Annotated in this window: 17 protein-coding genes and 1 pseudogene; 11 read left to right on the forward strand and 7 right to left on the reverse strand. The window is 64.7% G+C overall.

Going from position 1 to position 24557, the window contains the following annotated elements; all coding sequences use genetic code 11:
* Positions 1 to 10 precede the first annotated feature (10 nt).
* Positions 11 to 1510 (forward strand): hypothetical protein, encoded by a 1500-nt coding sequence (locus tag BGP00_RS07270; RefSeq protein ID WP_292689723.1) that lies wholly within the window; start codon positions 11 to 13, stop codon positions 1508 to 1510.
* Positions 1510 to 2277 (forward strand): hypothetical protein, encoded by a 768-nt coding sequence (locus BGP00_RS07275; RefSeq protein WP_292689722.1) that lies wholly within the window; start codon positions 1510 to 1512, stop codon positions 2275 to 2277. The genes BGP00_RS07270 and BGP00_RS07275 overlap by 1 nt, the downstream gene beginning before the upstream one ends.
* Here the strand turns inward: BGP00_RS07275 and BGP00_RS07280 are convergent.
* The 3 genes and pseudogenes from BGP00_RS07280 to BGP00_RS07290 all read right to left on the reverse strand — a co-directional run.
* A complete protein-coding gene (locus BGP00_RS07280; protein WP_292689721.1) occupies positions 2274 to 3623 on the reverse strand; it encodes an MmgE/PrpD family protein in 1350 nt (449 codons plus the stop codon). The genes BGP00_RS07275 and BGP00_RS07280 overlap by 4 nt on opposite strands.
* Positions 3610 to 4152 carry a DUF3237 domain-containing protein gene (locus tag BGP00_RS07285; RefSeq protein WP_292689720.1) on the reverse strand — a complete coding sequence of 181 codons (543 nt, stop codon included), beginning with the start codon at positions 4150 to 4152 and terminating at the stop codon, positions 3610 to 3612. The genes BGP00_RS07280 and BGP00_RS07285 overlap by 14 nt, the downstream gene beginning before the upstream one ends.
* Positions 4153 to 4247: 95 nt before the next feature.
* Positions 4248 to 5490: pseudogene (locus BGP00_RS07290) on the reverse strand (aldehyde dehydrogenase family protein); the annotation flags it as partial.
* Positions 5491 to 5682: 192 nt separating this feature from the next.
* On the opposite strand from BGP00_RS07290, the gene BGP00_RS07295 reads away from it, so the two are divergent.
* Positions 5683 to 6651 carry a hypothetical protein gene (locus tag BGP00_RS07295; RefSeq protein WP_292693999.1) on the forward strand — a complete coding sequence of 323 codons (969 nt, stop codon included), beginning with the start codon at positions 5683 to 5685 and terminating at the stop codon, positions 6649 to 6651.
* Between the two features lies 1 nt (position 6652).
* On the opposite strand, the gene BGP00_RS07300 is transcribed toward BGP00_RS07295, so the two are convergent.
* The 4 genes from BGP00_RS07300 to BGP00_RS07315 all read right to left on the reverse strand — a co-directional run bounded on the left by BGP00_RS07300 (position 6653) and on the right by BGP00_RS07315 (position 14499).
* The gene (locus tag BGP00_RS07300) at positions 6653 to 9340 is read right to left on the reverse strand and encodes an alpha/beta hydrolase domain-containing protein (RefSeq protein ID WP_292693998.1); all 2688 of its coding nucleotides are present in this window, start codon (positions 9338 to 9340) and stop codon (positions 6653 to 6655) included.
* Between the two features lie 59 nt (positions 9341 to 9399).
* The gene (locus BGP00_RS07305) at positions 9400 to 11157 is read right to left on the reverse strand and encodes a CocE/NonD family hydrolase (protein ID WP_292693996.1); all 1758 of its coding nucleotides are present in this window, start codon (positions 11155 to 11157) and stop codon (positions 9400 to 9402) included.
* Positions 11157 to 13805 carry a TonB-dependent receptor gene (locus BGP00_RS07310; RefSeq protein ID WP_292693995.1) on the reverse strand — a complete coding sequence of 883 codons (2649 nt, stop codon included), beginning with the start codon at positions 13803 to 13805 and terminating at the stop codon, positions 11157 to 11159. The genes BGP00_RS07305 and BGP00_RS07310 overlap by 1 nt, the downstream gene beginning before the upstream one ends.
* Positions 13806 to 14034: 229 nt before the next feature.
* Entirely contained in the window at positions 14035 to 14499 is a 465-nt protein-coding gene (locus BGP00_RS07315; protein WP_168604897.1) for a MarR family transcriptional regulator, read from the reverse strand.
* Between the two features lie 173 nt (positions 14500 to 14672).
* Here BGP00_RS07315 and BGP00_RS07320 point away from each other — a divergent pair, with 173 nt between their 5' ends.
* Genes BGP00_RS07320 through BGP00_RS07355 form a run of 8 tightly spaced genes read left to right on the forward strand, consistent with a single transcriptional unit; the run spans position 14673 to position 24479 of the window.
* Complete coding sequence (locus BGP00_RS07320; RefSeq protein ID WP_168604898.1) at positions 14673 to 15167, forward strand: TRAP transporter small permease; 495 nt, start codon at positions 14673 to 14675, stop codon at positions 15165 to 15167.
* Positions 15164 to 16468 (forward strand): TRAP transporter large permease, encoded by a 1305-nt coding sequence (locus tag BGP00_RS07325; RefSeq protein WP_292693992.1) that lies wholly within the window; start codon positions 15164 to 15166, stop codon positions 16466 to 16468. The genes BGP00_RS07320 and BGP00_RS07325 overlap by 4 nt, the downstream gene beginning before the upstream one ends.
* A gap of 4 nt (positions 16469 to 16472) precedes the next feature.
* Positions 16473 to 17513 (forward strand): TRAP transporter substrate-binding protein DctP, encoded by a 1041-nt coding sequence (dctP, locus tag BGP00_RS07330; RefSeq protein ID WP_292693990.1) that lies wholly within the window; start codon positions 16473 to 16475, stop codon positions 17511 to 17513.
* Positions 17506 to 18744, forward strand: coding sequence for a CaiB/BaiF CoA-transferase family protein (locus BGP00_RS07335; RefSeq protein ID WP_292693988.1), 1239 nt, complete (start codon positions 17506 to 17508; stop codon positions 18742 to 18744). The genes dctP and BGP00_RS07335 overlap by 8 nt, the downstream gene beginning before the upstream one ends.
* On the forward strand, positions 18744 to 21044 hold the full coding sequence (locus tag BGP00_RS07340) for a 2-hydroxyacyl-CoA dehydratase family protein (protein WP_292693987.1): 2301 nt from the start codon (positions 18744 to 18746) through the stop codon (positions 21042 to 21044). Before BGP00_RS07335 ends, BGP00_RS07340 begins: the two co-directional genes overlap by 1 nt.
* A complete protein-coding gene (locus BGP00_RS07345) occupies positions 21041 to 22216 on the forward strand; it encodes a CaiB/BaiF CoA-transferase family protein (RefSeq protein ID WP_292693986.1) in 1176 nt (391 codons plus the stop codon). Before BGP00_RS07340 ends, BGP00_RS07345 begins: the two co-directional genes overlap by 4 nt.
* Entirely contained in the window at positions 22213 to 23406 is a 1194-nt protein-coding gene (locus tag BGP00_RS07350; protein WP_292693985.1) for a CoA transferase, read from the forward strand. The genes BGP00_RS07345 and BGP00_RS07350 overlap by 4 nt, the downstream gene beginning before the upstream one ends.
* On the forward strand, positions 23403 to 24479 hold the full coding sequence (locus tag BGP00_RS07355; protein WP_292693982.1) for a CapA family protein: 1077 nt from the start codon (positions 23403 to 23405) through the stop codon (positions 24477 to 24479). The genes BGP00_RS07350 and BGP00_RS07355 overlap by 4 nt, the downstream gene beginning before the upstream one ends.
* The last annotated feature ends 78 nt before the right edge of the window (positions 24480 to 24557 follow it).

The following is a 24557-nucleotide window of genomic DNA, read 5'->3' on the forward strand; positions in this document are numbered from 1 at the left end:
AGCGGGGATCATGCGCAAGATCAGCCTGATGGTGGCCGGTGTCGCGGGGGCGGCGATCTTTGGCCAGTTGGGCGCCGCCGCGCCGGAGCGTCATCCGGAACGCTGGTGGTCGCCGGGCGAAGGGCGCGTGTTCCCCGCCAGTCTCGATTATCCCAACGATCATGGCACCCTGCGCGTGCTGGTCGATGGCGGGCCGGTGGCGACGAAGGGCCATCCTTTCTTCGAGCCGCTGGGCGCCAATGGCCGCGCCTGCGTCACCTGTCATCAGCCTGCCGATGCGATGAGCATTTCGGCGGCCACGGCGGCGGAGCGCTGGAGCAAGACAGGCGGCAAAGACCCGCTTTTCGCCGCCATCGACGGCGCCAATTGCCCCAGCCTGCCGCAGGACAAGCGGGAATCCCATTCGCTGCTGATCGAGCGCGGCCTGTTCCGCATTCAACTGCCCTGGCCGGTGCGGCAATGGAACGGGCGGCCTGTCACGCCCGACTTCACCATCGAGGTGATGCGCGACCCCAATGGTTGCAATTCGGGGCCGAATTATGGGCCGGGGGCGGGCAATATTTCGGTCTATCGGCGGGCGCGGCCGGTTGCGAATATGAAATATCTGCTCGCCGTCGGCTTTCCCTTCGATCCTAAGCAGGGTTTCGCCCTGCCCCGCGATCCTGACGATGGCTCGATGATGTCGGGCAATATCATGGCCGACAATCGCGCAGGCAATCTGCGGATGCAGATGGAGGATGCCGCGCATGGCCATCTGCAATTTGCGCGCGGGCTGAACGCCAAGCAGATCGCCCAGATCCGCGACTTTGAAATGCGCGTCTATACCGCCCAACAGGTCAGCAAAAAGGCCGGCGCTCTCGACAGTATGGGCGCCGAGGGCGGGCCGATGAAGCTGAAGAACTCGCAGCCCGGCGCGCTGGGCAGCATCGGCATTCCGGTGTGGAGCGAGTTCGCCAAGTGGGAGAAGATCAGCCCCGAGGACGCCAAGGCGCTGACGCCGGAGCAACTGGCCTTCCGCCAATCGGTGGCGCGCGGCGCGCGGGTGTTCCGCGACAAAATGTTCCTCATCACCGATACGGCGGGCATCAATTCGCGCATCGGCTTTGGCAATCCGGTCCGCAATTCCTGCGTTTTCTGCCACAATATGAGCCAGATGGGCAATGACGTGGCCCCCGGGCAAGTCGATCTGGGCACCACCACCATGCCTTTTGCCGACCCGTGGCGCGATCTGCCGCTGTTCCGCATCACCTGTCTGAAAACGCCGCATCCCCATTATGGCCGCGTGATCTATACTATGGACCCCGGCTTTGCGATGACCACAGGCCGCTGCGCCGATGTGGGCAAGATCACGCTGCAATCCATGCGGGGGCTGGCCGCCCGCGCGCCCTATTTCTCCAATGGTCTGGCCAAGGATCTGCGTGGCATCGTCGATTATTACGACCGCCGCTACAACATCGGCTATACCGAGCAGGAAAAGCAGGATCTCACCAATATGATGAGTGCATTGTGATGTTTCGCTTTTTTCTCACCGCGGCCGCGTTGGTTGCGCCCTTGTCGGCGGCGGCCGCCGAAACGGTCCGCTTCATCGCCTGCCCGATCTATCGCGATGCCGACAGCGGCAAGAAATCGGGCTGCTGGCTCTCCGACGATCCGGCAACGGGCGTGCGCTATGACGTCTCGCTCAGCCCGCACAAGCCCGACTGGAACTATGCGGTGATGGTGGAGGGGATCGTAACCGCCGCCCCGACCACGCCCTGCGGCGGTATGGTTCTGGACGCGGTGCGCACCAGTCGCTTGTATGACACGCCCTGCACGCGCCATATGCTGCCCGCAGAGGGTTTTCCGGGCCGCCGCTTCGTGCTGCCCAAGCGCAATATCACGCCCTCATCGGTGGCACGCCCGGTCCCGCCCGGTCCCTATGCAGAGCGCGTGTTTCCCGTCTATTTCGAATTCGGCAATGACTTTCTGATCTATCAATACGGCGACTATCTGATTGAACAGGCCGGCAACTGGATCAATGCCGCGCATCCCAAAAAGCTGATCGTCACCGGTTTTGCCGCCATGCAGCCCGAGGTGATTTCCGGGCGCGCCATGGCCGAACCGGCGGAATTGGCCGCCCAGCGCGCCGAGACGATTGCCGAAACGCTGCGCCGCCTGATGCCGGGCATGCCGATCGAAACCGCCGCCGACACCAGCGGCAGCGCAACGCAGGACAAAGACGCCGACGGCCTGCCCAGCCAGTCGCGCCGTCGCGTGGAAATCAGGGCGCTGTTCTAAAACAACGCCCCAACGTCCGCGCATCCCTCCAGCGAAAGGATCGCCCGCGCGAGCCCTTGCGGATCGGCGGGCGGCACTTTCGCCCGCGCCGCGCCGTCGATGAATTTGGCCACCAGCGCCTTCTCGCCCAGCGGCCTTGCCGGACAGCCAAGCGCATCTTCCTGCTGCGCACTGATGCTGCGCCCGTCGTGCAGATGCAGCGTCAGATGTCCGCCGGCGCCATGCCAGTTTGCCTCCTCCAGAACGCGCGGAGACACTTTGGCCGCCATGGCCAGCACCGCCGGATCGGCCAGCGATGCCGCATCGAAATCATCCAGCCCCACATCCCCGCGCACCAAAGCCAGCGCCAGCGTAAAAGGAATGGAGAATTTCGCATCAATCGCCGTAGCCGGTGCCTGTTTGCGCGCCAAGGGTTCGCACAGCATGGTCTGGATCGTATCCACGCCCACCTCGATGCGGGCAATATCGCCGGGCGCGACTTGCATCGCCCGCGCCATCTCGATCATCGCATGGGTGCCCCGGCATGACGGCCAGCGCTTGAAAGTCAGCGCCTCGATCCAGAACCTCTGCCCGAACCCGTCGAGCAGATCGCCAGCATCATATCGCCCCCCGGCATAGAGCGCGTAAAAGCCGCCCTTACCCTCCAAAGGCTGCTCAAACCCGGCCACGCCCTCACGCGCGAGCAAGGCGGACAGCACTGCCGCCTGCGCCGGAAAACCTTCGCGCACGGCGCGGATCACGGTGCCCTGCGAATGTTTGATCTCACCAGGCATCACGTTCTGACACAGCATCAACGAGAGAGCATCGCGCACTTGGGCCGCCGAAAGGCCCAGCAGGGAAGCCGCCCCCGCCACCGCGCCAAACCCGGCCAGAATCGGCGGCGGATACCACCCGCCCATCTCTATCCTTTGCCGCAGCGCCATCGCCATCCGGCACCCGACATCGCAACCCACCGCCAGCGCGGTCAGGAAACGCCGTCCATCGACGCCCCCCTCGGCCTGCGCCAGAGCGAGCAAGGTGGGAACAAGGCTGGCATTGGGATGGATCGGCGCGCCGTCCAGCGCATCCTCGTAATCGAGCGCGTGAGCCATAGCTCCATTGGCCAATGCAGCCATCGGCGCTGTCGCGCTCATCCCCGTGCCAAGGATGCGGCAAGGGCCATCACCCGCCGCCACGCGGACAAAGGGTGCCACCTCGCCCGCCATGCCGCTGGCCCCCAGCATCACGCCCAAAGCATCCAGCAGCACCCAGCGCGCAGAGCGCAAGGTGGCAGGCGGCAAATCGTCAAACCGGCAATCCGCGACAAAGGCGGAAAGCCGATCCGACAATGCTTTATCGCACGACATAGAAGTCGATGACGACATGATCCGGCATGCGAATGCCCCGCGCGACAAAGGCCGAGCGCGCCAGCCATTCCTGCGGCCCCGCCTTCACATCAAAGCGCGGCGTGGTGCGGAAATAATAGGCGGAAGGGTCCACCTTCTCGCCCTTGGCCAGTTTCTCGGTCACTTCCGGGCTGGCCACGCGCACGCCGGGGTTGGTGATCTCGATCACCGTGCCGTCCGCGCTTTTCATAAAATAGCGCGCCTCGACCTTGGTCAGGCCACCGGGCATGATTGTCTGCCAATCGCCGCCGCCGGGCATGATCGTACCCTTCAGCATCGGCCCATCGACCGTGCCGCCGGTGATGGCGATAAAGCGCTTGCGGCCACCAGCCACCTCGCCCTGTTCAACCGGAGCGGCAAGGGTGATGCGCGCCGTGAACGCATAATCGAGCGTGGGCGCGGGCGCGGCGGGCGCCTGAGCCGACGCGCCCTCTGCCAACGCGGACGAAGCGGCGAGCGCAAGGCCCGCCGCAATCAGACCCTTGCCCATCAGATGGGGAAATGCCCGTCTTGGGTTTCCACGGTGATCCAGCGCGTTTCGGTGAAGCTGTCGATGCCCTGACGTCCGCCGAAGCGGCCGTAGCCGGAGGCGCCGACGCCGCCGAAGGGCATCTGGGCTTCGTCATGCACGGTCGGGCCGTTGACGTGACAGATGCCGCTCTTGATCTGCTTGGCAAGGCGCAGACCCTTGGCGATGTCCTTGGTGAAGACCGCCGCCGACAGGCCATATTCGGTGTCATTGGCCAGCTCGATCGCGTGCGCTTCGTCACGCGCGCGGATGATGCCGACCACCGGGCCGAAGCTTTCGTCGCGGAACAGCTTCATGTCCGGCGTCACCTTGTCCACCAGATGCGCGGGCATCACGACATTCAGCGTGGTTTCCCCGCCCGTCAGCAACACCGCGCCCTTGGCCACCGCATCGTCAACCAGCGAAAGGCAATGCGCCACCGTTTTGGCATCAACCACCCCGCCCAGCGGCGTGTTGCCCAGACGCGGATCGCCTGCAGTCAAGGTCTTGACCTTGGCGGCGAATTTGGCCGCGAATTCATCGGCCACGGCATCCACCACGATGATCCGCTCGGTCGACATGCAGATCTGGCCTGATCACCAAAGGCGCCTTGCCGCCCAGTTCGAGCAGGCAGGGCTTGAGATGTTCGGCCGCGCGCTTGGCGATGATGCGGCCAACGGCGGTGCTGCCGGTGAAATTGATGCGCTTGACCTCGGGCGCGTCGATCAGCGCGCCCACGACATCGGCGGCGTCCGCAGGCGCATTGGTGACGACATTGACCACGCCTTCGGGGAAACCGGCCTCGGCAAAGGCTTCGATAATCAGCGCATGGGTGCGCGGGCACTGTTCGCTGGCCTTCAGGATCACCGCATTGCCGCAGGCCAAAGGCGTGGCAATCGCGCGCACGCCAAGGATGATCGGCGCATTCCACGGCGCAATGCCTAGGATCACACCCACCGGTTCGCGCAGCGCCATGGCAAGGCAGCCGGGCTTGTCAGAGGGGATCACTTCGCCCGAAATCTGGGTGGTCAGGCTGGCGGCCTCGCGCACCATGCTGACGGCAAGGCCAAGGTTGAACATCGCCCAACCGGCGGTCGCACCGATCTCGCCCATCATCGCGGCGACGAACTCATCCTTCTTGGCTGCCAGAGCATCGGCCGCCTTTTGCAGCACCGCGCGGCGGGCATTCGGGCCCATGGCGCCCCATGCGGGCTGGGCCGCAGCGGCACGCGCCGCGATTCCCGCCATCTCGCCCGCCTGCATCGCCACTGCCGACGAGGCAACTTCGCCCGTCACCGGGTTCAATCTCGTGAATTCCATGCGCTCAGCCTTTCAAAAGCATCCTGACATTCTGCTATTATTGATAGCAATATTATATCTATCCGCGCGGTGCAAGCACCCAGCCGCCATCCAACACGGAAAAAAGTGATTTTGCCATGCAAACCTGGCAATGCAAGCGTTGTCATTGTTTGAAAAATCGGCAAACATCGCCCCGCTACAAAGGAGACAAGGATGCCCTCTTACCGCCTGCCCCTCGCGGCCGCCCTGCTGAGCCTTGCCGGCACCGCCATCGCACAGACACCGCCGCCGCCCCGCGCCCCGGCCCTGACACCCGAGCAGGAAGCCGAACGTATCGCCGCGCGCAATCTGCCCAATATTCCCGGCTCCGGCCCCTATCCGGCGATCATGGAGGTCAGCCCCAGCCTGCCCAATCACGTGATCTATCGCCCCGCCGCCATGCCTTCCGCAAAACTGGGCGTGCTGGTCTGGGGCAATGGCGGATGTCAGGAAGATGGCGCCAGCGCGCGGCAACACCTGCTGGAAATCGCCAGCCATGGCTATGTTGTGATCGCGCCGGGGCGCATCATGTCCGGCCCCACCGCCACCGAGAAATTGCCCGAACCCGCCCCCGGCGCCCCGCGCCGTCTGGATTCGCCCACCAAAAGCGCCGATGTGCTGGCGGGCCTCGACTGGGCGCTGAAGGAAAATGCGCGGGCGGGCAGCCCGCTGCAAGGCCATATCGATCCGAAGCAAACCGCCGTTGCGGGCCATAGCTGCGGCGGACTGCAGGCGCTCGAAGTGGCCCGCGATCCGCGCATTCATGCCGTGCTGATCCATAACAGCGGCGTCTTTGCCGATGGCAGCAATCCGATCGCCGGGATCAATGTGACCAAGGCGCTGCTGAAGGATATTCACACCCCGATCATCTATATTCTGGGCGGGCCGGGCGATATCGCCTATCCCAACGGCACCGACGATTACGCGCGGATCGAGCATGTTCCCGCCGTGCTGGTCAACCTGCCTGTGGGCCATGGTGGCACTTTCTATAAACCCTATGGCGGCGCGGTGGCGCAGGTTTCGGTCGATTGGCTGGAATGGCAATTGCGCGGGGATAAAAGCGCAGGCCGGACCTTTACCGGCCCGGCCTGTCGCCTTTGCGTTGCGCCCGGATGGAGCATCGAGCGCAAACATATGGATTAATTCACCGACAGTTGCGGCCCCGGATACAGGGCCGCAGCATCGGCGCGGGCGTATGGGCGACAAATCCGGTCGCCGGATTATCCCATACGCCGCTGTCCAGACGCTTTTCCATCTGGCGCAGCGATGCCACCAGCACCTCGCCCGAAAAGCCGCAATGGCCGGCTTGGGCCAGCCACATGGCGCTGAACATGCCCGGATTGGTCGCCTCGCCATAGGCGCGCTGCAGCGAGGGCGAGGTTGCCCCGTCCCCCATCGCCTGAACCGAGAGCAGCGGGACCGAAGGACGCGCGGTGGGCGTATAATGGGCCATCATGTAATTGACCGCCGTGGGTCTGGCGGCCACCCGCACGCCCGCATTCAGCCGCGCCAGATCCGCCTTCAGATCCAGCCCGGCCTTGGCATAAAGCGTCTCAACAAAGGCGCGGCGGCCCGATTGCGCCAATTGCGCGGTGTAATCCACGCCGGTGTTCCATGAAAACACTCCGCCCGCGCGCTTTTCCTGATCCGCGCGTGGCAGGAAGATGCCCATGGTGAAAGCCGCGCCGATTTCATCGACCTGCGCCTCCATATCGCCATCGGCGGGGCGGGGATGATCGCGGCGGGTCCAACCCGGAATGCCGCCCAGCACGCCCGCCAGCGCCAGACGCGCCCTGCCCTGCGGCGTGGTCAGCGCGGTCTGCACGGCACCTTCCACCTTTTGGCCATTGGCCATATCATCGGTGATGCCGGTCAGTTGCAGGCCATCGGCGGATGTCAGAGTGCGAAACGCATAGGCCCCGTCCAGCGCCATATTCATCATCCCCACCGCACCGCCGATCGAGGGGCAGAACGCAATCGCCCCATCCACCGCAGGCTTTGCCGCCTCGGCCAGAGCGGTGGTGACAAGGCCGCCCATCGAATTGCCCCATGCGATGGTGCGCTTGGGCCGGCCATAGATCTGGGCAAATGCGGCAATCGCCTGCGTCTGCGCGGGCACCGCCTCGGCCAGTGACCAGCCCGCCGCGCCATAATCGCTGGCCAGCAAGGCATAGCCCTTTTCCAGCAACAGCGCCTTGGCATTGGCAGGCGCCAGCTCAGGCGCGCCCAACCGCGCCGAATAGCCCCTGCCCCAAACCAGCAGCGTGCCGTTCCAGTTAACAGGAACCTGCGCCGCCCATTTCGCGCCCGATTTCAACGTGCCCTCGGCGGTTTCCGGCTTTGCGCCCCGCCCCGGCCCAAAAGCCTGATCGGCAAAGCGGCGCGCCTCGCGCTTTTCCGCCGCCGCATCGGGGGCCAGCAGCCAATGGCCCGCCACCAGCGCATCCACCCGCGCATCAAACCTGGCCAGATACTCGGCCCGCCCACCCGGATAGGTCTGGGCAATCAGCGCCGGATCGACGGGCAGGCGCTTCAGATTGCGCCGGGGAATCTTGCCGCCGCAGGATGAAGCGGGCGGCTCGCCATAGCGGACCAGCGGCACATCCAATTGCGCCACGCGCACCCCGCCGATGGGATTGCCAAAGGCGTCGCGGGCGTAATCCTTTCCCGCCACCTGCATCCGTTCGGCATGGGGCGCGGGCGTGCCGGTGGAAACCCAGCGGTCGATATTGACCAGTGCGGCCTGCGCCACATCGCGCATCGGGCTGTCGCTGTCCTCCACCGAGCAGACCGGCACCGGCTCTACCCCGGCATGGCGGCGCGCCAGCAATTGCCATGTCGAGGGGCGCACCTGCCCCGTAACGCCGCTGTCGCCATGGCTGACCCCGCCCAGTTCATAGATGCGATAGCCGCCCTTGGCCGCATCCGTCTGTTCGCGCAGGGGATGGATATTGGTGATCGCCTCCATCTCGCTGGTCAGTTCGATGACGGGGGCGTCGATCATGCGCAACTTCTGCTGATGACGGTCCTTCACCGGATCGGTCGAGTTCAAAGGCACATGGCCCGCATCTACCGCGCCCGCCGAAATGCCAATCAGATAGCCGTCGATCACCGGCGAGCCATCGGGCCGGCGATAGCGGTCGTGAAAGCCGAAATTGATCCAGCTGCGCCACTGGCTGCCCAGAAAGGACCAGCCCGACCCATAGACGCGGCGCACCTTCCACCCGGCCAGCGGGCTGCCCTTGGCCGGATCACGCAGCGCGGCGGCCACCTGCCCAATGATGTCCCAGCGGATGCCATCGTCCTTGGGGATGTTGAACCCGGCATAGCGCTTGGCATCAAACCATTGCGGCAAGTCGGTGGTGGCGATGGGCGTGGCGGGGGTGGATGCCTTGCGGCTGGGCGCGTCGCTGCCGTTGATGGCCATGGCATAGACCGCGCCGGAACGCAGCACGAGGCTGTCGATCCGGCCCCATTGCGTGCCCGCCAGATTGGGATGCTGAAACGCCAGATGGACGATGCCGTTGAAACGCTTGGAATCGCGCGGGCGGATCAGGATAATGCGCGTGGCATAGGAAACATCGCCCTGACGCACCGCCAGAGAGCCGTCCTCCTTTTCGGTATAGATCGCGCCCTTGCCGTTGATGAAATATTCCTCCTGCACATAACCGGCACGGGCCAGTGCCTCGGCCTCCTTCGTGCCGTTCAGGACAAGCGGCGCGAAGATTTGCGAACTGGCGGTTTGCGGAACGGGCGCGCTCCAGTGCAAAGGTTGGGCGGCGGCGGGAGCGGCCATCATGGCCGTGGCGAACAAGGCGTGGCGAAGATGCATGCGATCTGTTTTCCTGATACAAAAGCGGGGCCGGTTGACCCGGCCCCGCCGCGACCCGATCAGGGTTTCACGATAGGCAGACTGACGCTGGAGGGATGTCCGGCGTCGCTGATAAGAGTGATCCGCGCGGGTTGCGAATTGGCGCTGCGGGCCCTTTCGCGGTAATCCGATCCGGCAAAGGTGAACTGGATGCGATGCCCCTTGGCCCAGACATGGGAGGTGGGCATCAGGTCGAACTGCATCCGCACCGGCTCGCCCGGTTTCAGCATCTGCGCATCCTCGGCATAGGCGCGATGCCACGGCAGGCCGGGCAAAGCCCATGGCGCCTTGTCGGTCTTGCGCAGCGACGCCTTGAGGCGGCCCTCGGTCACAACCTTGACGCTGCCATCGGGCGCGACATCCTCAAGCAGGAGAAAGAGGTTGGCATCGGGCGTGTCGGCCGCGATCCAGACATCGGCCAGTCCATGGCCCGTAACCTCGACCGGCGCCGTCAGCGCCTTGCCCGCCACGGAGAAGCCCGCACCCTTGGGATGGCATGGCTGCATCGTGGGGCCGCCGCCCTCACCCACACAGGGCGTGGCGTAATCGACGACAAAGCTGGTGGAGAGCGGCGCCGGTTTGATGGCATCGGTTTCCAGCCCCTTCGCGGTGATGGCAAAGCTGGTCTGCGGCGCCTGCGGCAGCGGCCATTGCGCGGCGCTGCGCCATTCATCGGCGCCGACGGTGTAATAATGGATCGGCGGATCGCGGTCGATGCCGGTGTCGATGCCCTTCAGGTGGCGGTCAAAGAACCGATGCGCCTCCTCGACAAGGCCAAAGCCATCGTTCTGGCAATGCAGCCAGTCACCGATCAGGATACGCGTGCCGGGGATATTGAGGAAGGCGATCAGCCCCTGATCGCGCAATTCATCGCGCCATCCGCCCACGACATACAGCGCAGTACCCGACCGCCGCATCTGATTGGCATAGGAGGACGCGCTGCCCTCGGACCAGAAGGTGCTTTGCACGCTGGGCGCCCAACTGTCGCGATAGGGCAGCGATTTCCAGAGTTCGAACAAAGGCGTGGCGCGCTGATGCTCTTCGGCCGCCTTGCGCAGCAGGACCTTGTTCTCATCGCCATCAATGGGGGTGATGGCCATGTCCTGCTCGATGGTGCGCGTGGGGCCGGTGCCCCATTGAGCGAAGATCCCGCCGCGCCGCATCGCGTCATATTTGTTCCAACTGAAACAGCCCGCAAACACGGCTTTCAGATGCGGGTTGCCCCCCGTCATCGCATGGACCGCCGCATCGCCGGTGTTTGAACAGCCATATTGGCCGACAATTCCGTTCGACCATGGTTGTTCTGCCAACCAGTCGATCATTTCATAGGCGTCGGCATCCTCGTTGCGCTCGTGATAGCCGCGCATCGTGCCGAAACTCTGCCCATTGCCGCGCCGGGCAACCTGCACCACGACATAGCCGTAATCGGTCAGGCCCGGTATCGAGCGAAACCCTGCCGCGCGCGGGCCAGTGCCATCGGCGGCCTCCTGCGTGGCGGACAAAGTGTGGTGCCAGATGACGGGGAAACGCCCCTCGGCCGGTTTGCCATCCACCGCCGGGCGCGCCACCGTGACGGCCAGACGCGTCCCGTCGCGCATCCGCACGTAAAAGCTCTGCCTGATCTGGGAATTATAGGCCTTGGGCGGCTGATAGTGCCCGAAGCTGGATGCCGCTGCCGCAGGCGCCAGAGCGGCGGGAGCCTGCGCCCCCGCCACTCCCCCCACAACAGACCCGGCTCCGGCCAGCGCCATGGCACCGGCAAGGAACACGGACCGCATCAGAACTTCTTCCGCGCGCTGACCGCGATCAGGCGGCCGATCGGGTCGGACGCGGTGGCGTCATAGCCGCCGCTGCCGTTCGAGCTGGGCGCGATGTTCACATAGGGCGGCTTGATATTGAACACATTGCGGATTTCCAGCCCCAGATTGAACGGATTCGCCTGCTCGCCCACCTTGAAATTGATCACCGCATCAATCGGGGTGTAGCTCTTCACCGCCTGCGGCGTGCTGATCGCATTGTTCGTGTATCCGCCCACATGGGTGGCGCGCAGCAGGATGCCCCAACGCTCCATTTCCCAATTCACACTGGCCCGCGCGCGGAAACGCAACGGCTGGAAGATCAGGTTGAGCTGGCTGATAAAGGGTGCCGCCGGTGCCTGCTGCGTCTTGAAGCCCAGATTGTAGGTTCCGCTGGCGGCCAGCGTGAAGCGACCTGCCTTGTCGGTGTCGATCACATGGCTGGCCGTGAAATCGAGGCCGCGCGTGATCGAACGGCCCAGATTCTGGCTGCGCCCATCGACGAACAGGGTCACATTATTCGGGCTGCCGCCGGGGAAAGCGCCCGAAACGGTCAACCCCTGCGCCACATATTGCGCGGCCAGCGCGCCCGCCGCAGCGCCCTGCGTGATCAGCCCGGTGCCGTCATATTGCGCCACGCGGTTGAGCAGCGAGAGATCCGAAAGCAGCGCGATGACCTGATTTTTGTAATCCACGTTGAAATAGGTCAGCGAGAACTTGGTCCGTCGCGTCGGCTGGAAATCGGCGCCCACCGACCATGTGGTGGCGGTTTCGGGTTTCAGGTTGATATTGCCGCCCGACAGCGCCACCCCGGTGATCGGCGCGCCGCCGGTGGGGTTCTGATAGGATTGCACGAAAAGCCCGTTCGAATTGCCGTAGATCTGCGGCAAGGTCGGCGCGCGGAAGGACGTGCCATAGGACCCGCGCAGGGTCAGGCTTTCCACCGGCTTCCAGTTGACGCCGAATTTGGGATTGGTGGTTTGCCCGACATCGGAATATTTGTCGTAGCGAACCGCCGCATCGATCTCCAGCTTTTGCAGACCCGGCATCGCATTGTCCGGGCCAAAGACCGGGATCACCACTTCGGCATAAGCCGAATCCACCCGCCGCCCCGGATTGGTCCAGGTATAGGGGACGCCCGGATTGCCGCGCTGGCTGCCCAGCGAGACGTTGAATTCCTGGCCTTCATAACCGGCGGCCAGCTTGACCTGCCCGGCGGGCAGATTGAACAGCGGCCCGTTCACCCGCGCCTCATAGCCGACAAAGCGGCCGATGGTGGGCGCATAGAAGACCTGATTGAAAATGCCCGCCAGGGTGGCGGCCGACGTGCGGCCAAGGCCATAGGGGTCAAAGGCGGTGGCCGGATTGCTGCTGGCCAGCGCGGCATTCAGCGCGCCATTGTTCGTGCCAAGCGTGCTGACCGAAATGTCATAGGTGCGCCCCTTGCCCACCAAGGCCTCGAACTGCCAGTTCTTTGGCAGCTTGATCTTTACCCCCGGCGTGATCTGCCAGCTTTCCGAATGGCCATAGCTGGCATTGCGCGCCACATCGCCCGAGAAATTATAGCCCAGCGTATAGGAGGTGCCGGTAAAGCCCGTGGGCCGCACAAAGAAGGCATTGGTCTGCGGCACGGTAAGCGTCGCGCTGCTGTAGGCAGGCAGGCGATAGAAGGAGCGATAGGAATAGAAGCCATCGACGAAGAATTCGAGCCAGTCGGTGGCCTTGAAATTGCCGGTCATGTTGGCCGAATCATACTTCTGACGCGGGATCAGGTCCTGCCCCTGCAGATCGTCGCAGCGGTTGCTGGTGCCTGCGGTCAATTGCGAGGGGCTGGTGACGCCGCCCGCCGGAATGGCGTAATTGACGCCGCCCGCCGTGATCGTACCGGGGTTGCAGCGCGTGACCGAATAGTCATTGCCGCCAAAGCGCGTCTGGTTTGAGGTGAAGAAGGGGCGGTCCGAACCGTTGAGGTTTGATTTTTCCACATGTTCATAGGCGACCATGAACTGGCCCCGGTCGAACTTGCGGCCATAGGCGGCCCCGGCCATCTTTTCATTATACGCCCCGTCCGAGGCGATGCCGCCGCGCGCGGTGACTTCAAGCCCGTTGAGGCTGCGGCGCGGGATCAGGTTGACCACGCCCGCCACCGCGTCCGAACCATAAATGGCCGATGCGCCGTCCGCCACGACCTCGATCCGTTCAACGCCCAGCGTCGGCAGGGTGGACGGGTCGATCGAGCGGCTGTTGTTGGTGACGCGGTGCCCATCGACGATGATCAGCGTGGCATTCGGCCCGATCCCGCGCAGGTTGATCGAGTTCGAATAGACGATATTGCCCGCGCCGCCCGATTGCCCGCGCGAATTTTCCGACACGCCAAGGTCAAACACCTGCGGCAGATCGCGGATCGCGCGGTCGATGGTGACGCGGCCCGTGGCGGCGATGTCGGCATTCGACAGGGCTGTAACGGTCGAACCGATGGGGGCCTCGCCGCGGACACGGCTGCCGGTGACGATAATGTCGGCGTTGTTGGCCGCTTCCTGCGCCCCCTGCGCCGATGCCGCGGACGCGGACAGCGCCCCGGCCAGAACCGTGCTGGCGAGCACGGCTGCGCGGAACTTACGATGGTTCATGGCATCCTCCCGAGAATTGCAAGCGATTACAGAAATGGTCCGCTGAGCGAGATGGATGCGCTGTGTCGCATGATGCCGGGCACCTTTCCTCTCCTCACAAGCTGGTGGCCGGATTCGGCCTTGCCAGACGGAACTTATGCGTTCTTGAGGATGAAGATGCGTAAATTGGTTGAATGAGTCAACTATATTTTTTTCGGATCAATTTGCCGCGATGCAGCATTCCCTCCCCTCACTCTTCGCGCACGCACACCGCATACATCCGGTCGAGCAATTCGCTGAGCAACATCAATTCGGCAGGAGAAAGCTGGTGCAGCACAGCATTCTCTGTGGTCGAGACAACCGCGAAGATTTCCTCCAGCTCGCGCTCGCCCTCAGGGGTAATATAGAGCGCGTGACGCCGCCGGTCCTGGGTCGAACGCTTGCGCGTGGCCCAGCCCCGACGCTCCAGATCATCGAGCAAACTGACCGTCACCGACTTGTCCATCGCGATTTCACGCGACAGCTCGGCCTGCGAAATACCCGGATTGGCCGAGATCAGCGCGAGCGAGGAAAACAGGCCCGAGCGCAGCCCCCGATTGGCCGTGGCATTGACGAAATCGCGCGAGAGCTGGTTTTGCACCCGGCGCAGGCGAAAGCCGACATAATCGCCCAGCCGCCCCAGTTTCACGCCCGTTGCCGTCTCTGCCTTACTCATCCGCAAACCCGATCCCATTTAGTTGACATATTCAACGATTGAATTAATCTACCTTCTCGGTGACTCGGCCATTAGACGCCTGACACAGGATGATGTCAACGTGATGCCAATACGGGCCACCGCCGCAAAGATCCGGCCGTTCAAGCAAGCCGGCACCAAGGGAAGAGAGCAAGATGCCCGCACCGCCGCCGCATGGCGATGAAACCAGACCTTCTGTATTGCGCCGCCTTGCCTATGGGCTGGGCGCGGCGGGGCTGGGATTGGCCGCATTGTCCGATTTCATCGCTGTGGCGGGGCGGCATCTGGGGCTGCATCTGCTCGGCTCGATTGAACTGACGCAGACGGGCATCGTCTTTCTGGGCGCCGGGGCAATGCTTTACGCCACGCTTGAGCGCCACCATGCAAGCGTTCACATGGTCACATCCCGCCTGTCCCCTCCCACCGCCGCCCTGCTGCGCCGGATCATGTCGGTGGTCAGCGCGGCGGTGTTTCTGGGCGTGGCCATCGGCACGGCATGGGTGATGGGCGACCTGTGGAACGGGTATGAAATGACCGAATTGCTGCAGATCCCGATCCGCTGGCTGCGCGCCCTCTGGCTGTTGGCCAGTTTCGCCATCGCCGGACTCTTTCTGCTTCAGGCCCTGCGCAATGATGGAGGCGAGGCATGAGCCCCGAACTGATCGGCGGGATCGGCATTGCCTTGCTGCTGGCCATGCTGGCGGGGGGCATTCCCATCGGCATCGGGCTGATGCTGGCGGGGATCGGCGGCATGGCGGTGATGATTTCGCCCGAGGCCGCGCTCATCAAGGCCGGTGTCGTTTCCTATGAGGTGATCTCGAAATACGAACTGGGCGTGCTGCCGCTGTTTTTGCTGATGGCGCATATCTGTTTCGCCGCCGGGGCCAGCCGCGATTTCTTTGCCGTGGCGGCGCGCTTTGTCGGCCATCGGCGGGGCGGGCTGGCTTTGGCCTCGATCGGCGGCTGCGCGGGGTTTGGCGCGATTTCCGGCTCGTCGCTGGCCACAGTCGCCACGATTTCCTCGGTCGCCCTGCCCGAAATGCGCAAGGCGGGGTATAATCCCGGCTTTGCCGCAGGCGCTTTGGCCGCCGGGGGCACGCTAGGCTCGCTGGTCCCGCCCTCGGGCGCGCTGATCGTGTTTGGCATCATCGCCGAACAATCCATCGGCAAACTCTTCGCCGCCTCGCTCATTCCCGTGGCGACGCAGGCGATCTCCTATCTCGTCACCATCATCATCCTTTGCACGATCAACCCCGCCCTTGGTCCGGCCAGCACGCGCGCCACATGGGGCGAGCGCCTGCGCGCGCTGGGCAAGATCGCCGATATTGTCACGATGATCACCTTCGTTATCGGCGGGCTGATGATCGGCTGGTTCACGCCGACCGAGGCCGCCTCGGTGGGCGTCGTCGCCTCGTTGGTCCTGCTGGCGCTGCGCGGGGGCTTTGCGCTGGCCGCGCTCAAACAGGCCGCCCATGCCACCTTGCGCACGGCGGGGATGATCTATGTCATCATCATCGGGGCGATGCTGTTCGCCACCTTCATCTCGATCACCGGCATCACCGAGGCCATGTCCGGCGCGGTCATCGGCCTTCATGCCAGCCCGGTTCTGGCCATCATCGTCATGACGCTGGTGCTGCTCCTGCTGGGCAGTTTCCTTGACGGTGTGGCGCTGATGCTGCTGACCACGCCGATCTTCCTGCCGATTGCCGAGGCGCTGGGCTACAGCCCGATCTGGTTCGGCATCTTCCTTGTCCGCACGATGGAGCTGGGCTTTGTCCACCCGCCGCTGGGCCTCAACATCTACGTGCTTCAGGGCGTGGCCAAGGACCTCTCGCTGGGCACGATTTTTCGCGGGGTGATCCCCTTCCTCGTTGCCGATTTTCTGCATCTGGGCGCGATCATTGCCTTTCCGGCCATGGCGCTCTGGCTGCCCAAGATGATGGGGGCCTGATCCCATGCGCAAAACTCTCACTCTGGGGCTTGTGGCCTTGTTGACCGCCTGCTCCTCGCCCGCGCCCAAAGCCGAATATACGCTGACCTATGCCAGCCCCTATCCGCCCACGCATCCTTTCAGCAAGGCCGACATCACCTGGATGCATCAGGTGGAAAAGGACAGCGGCGGGCGCATCGCCTTCAAGCCCTATTGGTCGGGCGCGCTGATTTCCTCGGACATGAGCATCACCGAAATCCGCCACGGATTGGCTGACATCGGCCTCATCACGCCGATCTACACGCGCGGCGGGGTCCATCTGCAGCGCGCGCAGGCGGGCTTTTACGGCGGCGTCAAAACCATGGAGGATCAGGTCAGCATCTATGACTGTCTGGCCGCGCGTTTCCCGCAATTGTCGAATGAATTGCCGGGCCTGCAAGTGCTGGCGGTGCAGGGCGGCAATTTTCCCGGCATCATGACGCGCAACCGCCCGGTGCGCACATTGGCAGACCTCAAGGGCCTGCGCCTGCGCGCGCAGACCGACAGCATCGACGTGCTGCGCGCGCTGGGCGCCGATCCGGTGAACATGCCGATGGCCGAGGTCTATTCCGCGCTGGCCAAAGGCGTGATCGACGGCGTGGTGGCGCCCGCCGACACGATCAAGAGCCTGCACTTCTCGGAAGTGGCGCATTACTTCACCACTTTGCGGCTCAGCCGGGGCGGATATCCCGCGCGGGCCATGTCCGACATCGCCTGGCGCCGCTTGCCGCCCGATCTGCAAAATGTGCTCTATGCCGCCAAGCCCAAGTGGGAGGCGCAATTGAACGCCAACAATGCACGGGCGGAAAAGGCAGGAATCGCCTTTGCCCGCGACCACGGGGTGACCATCATCCCCCTGCCCGCCGCCGACCAGACCCGTTTCGATGCGCTGTATAACCGCTTTGCCCTCGATCAGGCCCGCCGCCTTTCGGCCGTGGGCATCGATGGAGAACCGGTGTTCCGCGCCGCCCAAGCCCTCATTGCCAGCGGCCAGACCCGCTGCACCAAGGATATGCCCCATGACTGACCAGACCCGCCCTCTCGAAGGGCTGACCGTTCTTGATCTCACCCGCGCGCTGGCCGGGCCTTATGCGACGCTGCTGCTGGCCGGATTGGGCGCCAAGGTCATCAAGATCGAAGAGCCGGTGGGCGGCGACCTTGCCCGCGAAAACAGCCCCTATCTGGGCCGCGACGGCATCATGGTCGAGCGCGCGCATGAGGATGACATTTCGCTCTCGCACCTCACGCGGGCGCGGGGCAAATATGGCGTCTCGCTCAATCTGAAGCGGCCAGAGGGCAAGAAGCTGTTCATGGAGCTGGTGGCCAAGGCGGATATCGTGGTGGAGAATTTCACTGCGGGCACCGCCGACCGGCTGGGCGTGGGCTATGAAGCCTGCGCGCAGGTCAACCCGCGCATCGTCTTCGCCTCGCTATCCGGCTTTGGCGCGAACGACCGTTCGGGCAAGGCGATGGATGTGATCATTCAGGCATTGTCGGGTGCAATGTTCACCAGCGGCGAGCCGGGCCATCCGCCGGTGCGCATCGGCATTCCGATTGCCGATATGCTGGCGCCGGTCTTCACCGTCATCGGTATCCTTGCCGCCATTGAACAGCGCCACCGCACCGGCGTGGGTCAGCATGTCGATGTTTCCATGCTGGGCGCTTTGACTTCTTTCGTCGCCATCGAAAACTGGTCCGCCATGGCCGCCGCCGGGATGCCCGCGCGTACGGGCCTGACGGTTCAGCGGCTCTCGCCCTTTGGCGTGTTTGAATGCGCCGATGGCTATGTGGCCGTGGTCGCGGTGCATGAGCCCCTTGCCCGGGGCCTGTTCGACGCAATGGGCCAGCGCGAGCTTGGCGATGACCCGCGCTTTGCCAACCGCGACGCGCGCGTGGCCAATGCCGAGGTGCTGGAAGCCACGATCAATGCGTGGAGCCGACAGTTACCCGTGGCGCAGGTCTGCCGCCTGCTGGAGGAACGCGGCGTGCCGGTCGCCCCGGTGCGCCACCCGGAAGACGCTCTGGTCGACCCGCGCGTGGTCGAGCGTCACGAAACCATGGCGATCGAACATCCCACCTATGGCTCGAATGTCGATCTGCGCACGGCGGGCATCCCGATCCAGTTCTCCGCCGCCAGCACCGGTTTCGACGATGCGCTGCCGGTCTATATCGGCCAGCATAATGAGGATGTTTACGCGCAATATCTCGGCCTCTCGCCCGACGATGTGGCGCGGCTAAAAAGCGAAGGCGTCATCTGATGCTTGCCTTCTTCCATCAGGTCTATGCCGATCCTTTGAGTGCCCCCACCCGCGCGCCGATCATCCGCACGCTGGGGTTCGATGCGCCGCGCGCCGCGCTGCTGGGCGCCGGGTTTCAGCCTGTGCGTCTGGTCGCCCCGCGCCTTGCCGCCACGCCCCGCGCCGATGCCGTGATGGGCCATGCGGCAATGGGCCATCGCGGCAAATGCCTGCTGGAAGTGCTGCTGTCATGGGATGACACGCCGCTGCTGATCACCGCCGCGGATGGCGAACAGCCGCAGATCTTCGCCGCCCTGCGAGAACTGGGGCGGCAGGGGGAAGCAGTGCCCCGGCACATGCATTTCCTCGATTTGCTGCACCTGCCGCGCGCTGCATCCATGGCCTATAATGAGGCGCGCATGGCGCAGATGGGCGACTGGTTGGCGGGGCTTGGCACGGCTCCGGCTGGTGACGCTCATGCTCTGCTCGCCCATCAGGCCCATCTGCTCGACGCGCTGGGCGAGGCGCGGCGGCGGGGCAAGATCAGCGGCGCCGATGCGCTGGCCGTGATCGGCGCCTCGGCTATTCTCCACCCGGCGGATTACAACTCCGCGCTCGAAGAATTGCTGGTGGAACTGGTAGCGGCGCCAGAGATCCCCGGCAAACGCCTGTTCATCACCGGCACCCCGCATGAGGGCCTCGAACTCTATCAGGCCATCGAGGCGGAAGGCTGGCTGATCGTGGGCGAGGATCACGCATGGGGTCAGCCTTTCGCCCATGCCCCCTGCCCGCCGCGCATCGACATGGCGGGGGCCAAGCGGATCGCCTCGGCGGCCACGGCCTGCGGGGCGGATGCTGTGCTGCACCTGTCCATCGGCGGCGATGAGGCCGCGCCATGGCAAGAGGCCGTGATCCGCCGTGCCCTGCCTGATATGGCCTTTACTGCGCTGCGCTGCGATGCCTTGCCCGACGCGCGTTTCCTGCGGGCTTTGCGTGGGCAAGCCGAACCGCCCCGCGCGCCCAAACCGACCCGCGCCGCGCCGCCCAAAGGTGAAAAGCGCAGCCGCAAATCCCTTGAATCCGTCGCCAGTTTCAACGCCTATCAGCGCGAATGGTTTGCCGACCTGCGCGCCAAGGTCGCGGCGGGCAGCCCCTTTGCCATGGCCAATGCCAATGCCCCGCAGGAAATCCTGCGCGCCATGGACATACCCTTTGTCGTCAACCAATGGTGGGCCTCCATCGTCGCGGCCAAACAGCAATCGCGCCGATACCAGACCCTGCTGCGCGAGCATCACTACCCCGCCAATGTCGAGGCCTATTCCGCGCAGGGCATCGCCGCCGCCTTTGATGATGACGCTGAAAACGCGCCTTGGGGCGGATTGCCCCAGCCCGATTTCGTCCATGCTGTCGCTACCAGCGATCCTACCGCGCGCATCTTTGCCGAATGGGCGCAGGTGACGGGCGCGGCGCCCTTCGTCTATGAAAAGAGCAATGATCCGCGCATGGATCTCTATGGCGACTGGTGGGCGCGTCTGCCCGACCGTTGGGAGGAAGCGCTCGAACCCGAACGCATCGACCTGATGACGGCGGAACTGCGCGAGGTGATCGCCACTATCGAGGCCAAGACCGGCCGCCGCTTTGACGAGGCACGGTTTCGCGCTGTGATGGATCTGGTCAATGAGCAGGAGGATTATTACCGCAAGACGCGCGACCTGATCGCCCGGACCGTGCCCGCCCCCATCGGCATTGTCGATTCCATGCCCGCCACGATGGTGCCGCAGTGGCATCGCGGAACAGAATGGGCGCGCGATGCGGCGCTGGCCTTTTATGAAGAGGTCAAGGCGCGGGTCGATGCGGGCCTTGCCGCGTGCCCCGGCGAGAAAGTCCGCCTGATGTGGGTGGGCCGGGGTCTGTGGAGCGAGATGGGCTTCTACCAGAAATGGGAGGAGAGCCATGGCGCGGTCTTTGTCTGGTCGATGTATCTGGCGCTGGCCGCCGATGGCTATATCCGCGATATTGAGGGCAAGGATGCTCTGCGCGCGCTGGCCTCGCGCTGCATCACCATGGGCGATGAGTTGCGCATGCCGACATGGGCCGGACCGTGGTATGTGCATGAGGCGCAGACCCATACGATTGACGGCGTTGTGGCGCTGTCGGACGCCGATCCCTTCGTCGTGCGGGCGCTGCGCGAAGCGGGCTTTCCGGTGCTGGAGCTGACCGCCGACAATTTCAACCGCGAGGGCGAGGATGGCGCGGCCATCGAGGCGGCGATCACCGGCTTTATCGAGGGCGCGGCGGGCCAAAGGGCGGCGCAAAGATGACTGCTTTAACCGGCCTCAAAGTGGTCGATTTCAGCCGCTTTCTGCCAGCCGTCTATGCGTCATGGGTGGCGGCCGACATGGGCGCGGATGTGGTGCGCATCGAACACCCGCGCGAACTGGCCAAGGCCGAGGCGATGTTTGGCCACGACGAGGATGAGGCCGCCGCCCTGCGCCGCCGCGCCCGCCCCTCCTATACGCGCGGCAAGCGCAGCCTGAAGATCAACCCCGGCCATGAGGCGGCAAAACCGGTGCTGGAAAAGCTGATCGCGCGGGCCGATGTGCTGATCGAGGATTACCGCCCCGGCGTGATGGAAAGCATGGGATATGGCGCGGGGCGAATGCTCGCGCTCAATCCTGGCCTTGTCTATCTCTCGGTCAGTTTTGCCGGACAGAGCGGGCCGCTGGCGGGCCGCGCGGGGCATGATCCGCTGGCGCTGGCGCTGGCAGGGGCTTTGTCGCGTATCAACGGCCTGCCTACCCCTTCCCTGCCCGGTTTGCAGGTGGCCGATGTGCTGACCGGCGCGCAAGGGACGATTGCCATGCTGCTGGCCCTTGCCGCGCGCGATCGCAGCGGGCGCGGACAGCATGTGGATGTGGCGATGGCGGACGCGTGCCTGCCGCTGCTGGCGGTGTCGATGGGGCGCTATGACGATCCCGGCGCCGCGCCACCGCCGGGCCAGTGGCACCCCAAGGGCGGGGTTTGGGAATGCGCCGATGGGCAATTCCTCTGCACCACCGATATGGAGCCGGCCTATTGGCGGCGCTTTTGCGAGGCCATCGGGCGGCCCGATTTCGCCGCCTTGCAGCACCGCGCCGATCAGCATCCGATGATGCAGGCGCAGATCGCCGCGATCATGCGAACCAGAACGCGGGACGAATGGGCCGCGCTTTTGGAACAATCCGATGCTCAAGCCATGCCGGTCTATTCGATGGCCGAGGCGCTTGCCCACCCCCACCACCGCACGCGCGGGCGGATCATCGAGGTGCCCCTGCCCGGACAAGAGCCGGTGACGCAATTGAGCCTGCCCTTTGGCCTGTCAGAGACGCGCAGCGTGCCGCCTCGCCCTGCGGTGCACGCCGGGGCCGACAATCAGGCGATCCTGACAGAACTGGGCTTTGACCCGGCCATGATTGCCGCCAGCGGGGCGCTGGATGCAGGAGAGAGACAATGATGCCGCTATCGGGCATTCGCGTGCTGGATTTCACCCATGCCATCGCCGGGCCGACCGCCACGATGACGCTGGCGCAACTGGGGGCCGAGGTCATCAAAATCGAGCCGCCGAAAAAGGGCGACGATTTCCGCCACTACACCGAACATGCAGGATTGCCGGGCATGTCGGTGCCGTTTGCCGCGGTCAATGCGGGCAAGCGCAGTCTGGCGCTGAACCTGAAAGACCCGCGCGGGGTGGCCATTGCGCGCGATCTGGCAGCGCAGGTGGATGTGGTGGCGGAAAATTTCCGCCCCGGCGTGATGGCGCGGCTGGGGCTGGGCTATGAGGCTTTGTCCGCGCTCAATCCGCGCCTGATCTGGCTCTCGCTTTCCGGCTTTGGACAAAGCGGGGATTTGCAGGATCGCGGCGCCTATGACCATATTGCGCAGGCCACATCGGGCATGGCGATGATGAATGCCACCGCCGATGGCCCCTTGAAAATCGGCATTCCGGTGGTGGACAGTTTCACCGGCTATCTGGGCGCGATGGGCGTGCTGGCGGCGCTGCGGCGGCGAGACAGGACCGGCGCGGGCGAGAAGCTGGATGTGGCGATGCTGGATGCCGCGCTCAAGATCATGGGCGCTGCGGCCTCCGTCTGGGACTATACCGGGGCCTCACCCAAGGGGACGGGCAATCGCGGGTTTCGCCTTGTGGCGACGGCGGAATATTATGCCTGCGGCGATGGCTGGATTGCCCTTGGCGCCAATCATCAGCATCAGATCGAGGCGCTGTTCGCCGCACTTGGCGCGCCCGAGATGATCCGCGATCCGCGATTTGCCACCCATGCCGCGAGGGTGGAAAATTACGCCGCGCTCAAGAGCTGGCTGACGCAGGAAATGTTGAAATATTCGGCGCAGGAACTCGATGACCGGTTGACGCAGGCGGGCGTCCCCGCCGCGCGGATCGGCGAGATCGGCGACATTTTGAGCCACCCCCATATGGCGCAGCGCGGGCTGATTTCGCACGCGCAATTGCCGGGGCATGATCGGCCGCTGGCGGTGCTGGGTCTTGGCATGGGGCCGGATTTCTGCGCGCGCGGCGATGCGGGCGCGGTGCCGGTGCTGGGCGCGGATGGCGATGCGGTGCTGGGCGAGATGGGGATGGATGGGGCCACGATTGCGGCCTTACGCGATGCAGGGGTGATCGGATGAGCGCGACCCGCATTCTGCTGCTGGGCGATCTCATCCTTGATGTGCCCGAGCCGGACCATTGGCTGTCGGGCATTGCGCCGATCCTGCGCGGGGGCGATGTAGTGATCGGGCATCTCGAGGTGCCCTATACGACCTGTCAGGAGGAGGTGCCCGGCGATGTGCCCGCGCCCGGCGCCGATCCGGCGCATCTGGACGCGCTGGCCCGCGCCGGGATCACGGCGGTCAGCATGGCGGGCAACCATATGATGGATTGCGGCCCGGTGGGGCTGGCCGAAACGATGGCGGGGCTGGATCGCAACGGGATAGCCCATGCCGGGGCGGGCGTGGATCTGGACGCGGCGCGCGCGCCGGTGTTCATCGCGGCGGGCGCGCGCCGGATCGCCCTGCTCAGTTATAATTGCGTGGGGCCCGAATTGAGCTGGGCGGGCGAAGGCAAGCCGGGCTGCGCCTATGTCCGCATCACGCCGCAAGATGGCAGCGCAAGCCGCCCGCAGGCCGAACTGGTGCATATCGACCCGGCATCGCAGGCCGCAATGGAGGCCGACATCCGCGCGGCGCGGGCGGCATCCGATCTGGTCATCGTCGCCCTGCACAAGGGGGTCACGCATCGTCCCGCTGATCTGGCGCCCTATGAACGCCCCCTTGCCGCAGCGGCGGTAGCGGCGGGCGCGGGCGTGGTGGTGGGCCATCATGCCCATATCGCGCGCGGGATCGAGGTTATTGATGGCGCGCCTGTGTTTCATGGGCTGGGCAATGGGTGCGTCGTCACCCATGCGCTTTCGCCCGCGCAGGATCATCCGGCCCGCGCCGAATGGGTGGAGCGGCGCAAGAAACTGTTCGGGTTTGAGCCTGATCCGGCCTACCCCCTCGCCCCGTTTCATCCCGAGGCGGTGAACGGGATGATCGGCGAAATCCTCTGGCATGAGGATGGCAGGCTGGATTTGCGCGCTATCCCGATCTGGTTCGAGCCGCCGGGGCGGCCGGTTCCGGCGGGCGAGCGGGCGCAGGCGGTGCTGGCCTATATTGAAGCCATTGGGCAGAAAGCAGGATTGCCCCCCACAATTCTGCGCTAAAAGCCAGAGCATCATCATGAAAGAACCCGGCAGGGCATGCCGGGTTCTTTTGTTTTGGGGCATCAGGGCGACTCCGAT

Origin of the sequence: Novosphingobium sp. 63-713 (assembly GCF_001898925.1) — a bacterium.
Classification (GTDB): domain Bacteria; phylum Pseudomonadota; class Alphaproteobacteria; order Sphingomonadales; family Sphingomonadaceae; genus Novosphingobium.

Bases quoted from the DNA above. Each gene is read 5' to 3' on its own strand.
- BGP00_RS07270 (WP_292689723.1), top strand. From the start codon at position 11: ATGCGCAAGATCAGCCTGATGGTGGCCGGTGTCGCGGGGGCGGCGATC.
- BGP00_RS07275 (WP_292689722.1), top strand. From the start codon at position 1,510: ATGTTTCGCTTTTTTCTCACCGCGGCCGCGTTGGTTGCGCCCTTGTCG.
- BGP00_RS07280 (WP_292689721.1), bottom strand. From the start codon at position 3,623: ATGTCGTGCGATAAAGCATTGTCGGATCGGCTTTCCGCCTTTGTCGCG.
- BGP00_RS07285 (WP_292689720.1), bottom strand. From the start codon at position 4,152: ATGGGCAAGGGTCTGATTGCGGCGGGCCTTGCGCTCGCCGCTTCGTCC.
- BGP00_RS07295 (WP_292693999.1), top strand. From the start codon at position 5,683: ATGCCCTCTTACCGCCTGCCCCTCGCGGCCGCCCTGCTGAGCCTTGCC.
- BGP00_RS07300 (WP_292693998.1), bottom strand. From the start codon at position 9,340: ATGCATCTTCGCCACGCCTTGTTCGCCACGGCCATGATGGCCGCTCCC.
- BGP00_RS07305 (WP_292693996.1), bottom strand. From the start codon at position 11,157: ATGCGGTCCGTGTTCCTTGCCGGTGCCATGGCGCTGGCCGGAGCCGGG.
- BGP00_RS07310 (WP_292693995.1), bottom strand. From the start codon at position 13,805: ATGAACCATCGTAAGTTCCGCGCAGCCGTGCTCGCCAGCACGGTTCTG.
- BGP00_RS07315 (WP_168604897.1), bottom strand. From the start codon at position 14,499: ATGAGTAAGGCAGAGACGGCAACGGGCGTGAAACTGGGGCGGCTGGGC.
- BGP00_RS07320 (WP_168604898.1), top strand. From the start codon at position 14,673: ATGCCCGCACCGCCGCCGCATGGCGATGAAACCAGACCTTCTGTATTG.
- BGP00_RS07325 (WP_292693992.1), top strand. From the start codon at position 15,164: ATGAGCCCCGAACTGATCGGCGGGATCGGCATTGCCTTGCTGCTGGCC.
- dctP (WP_292693990.1), top strand. From the start codon at position 16,473: ATGCGCAAAACTCTCACTCTGGGGCTTGTGGCCTTGTTGACCGCCTGC.
- BGP00_RS07335 (WP_292693988.1), top strand. From the start codon at position 17,506: ATGACTGACCAGACCCGCCCTCTCGAAGGGCTGACCGTTCTTGATCTC.
- BGP00_RS07340 (WP_292693987.1), top strand. From the start codon at position 18,744: ATGCTTGCCTTCTTCCATCAGGTCTATGCCGATCCTTTGAGTGCCCCC.
- BGP00_RS07345 (WP_292693986.1), top strand. From the start codon at position 21,041: ATGACTGCTTTAACCGGCCTCAAAGTGGTCGATTTCAGCCGCTTTCTG.
- BGP00_RS07350 (WP_292693985.1), top strand. From the start codon at position 22,213: ATGATGCCGCTATCGGGCATTCGCGTGCTGGATTTCACCCATGCCATC.
- BGP00_RS07355 (WP_292693982.1), top strand. From the start codon at position 23,403: ATGAGCGCGACCCGCATTCTGCTGCTGGGCGATCTCATCCTTGATGTG.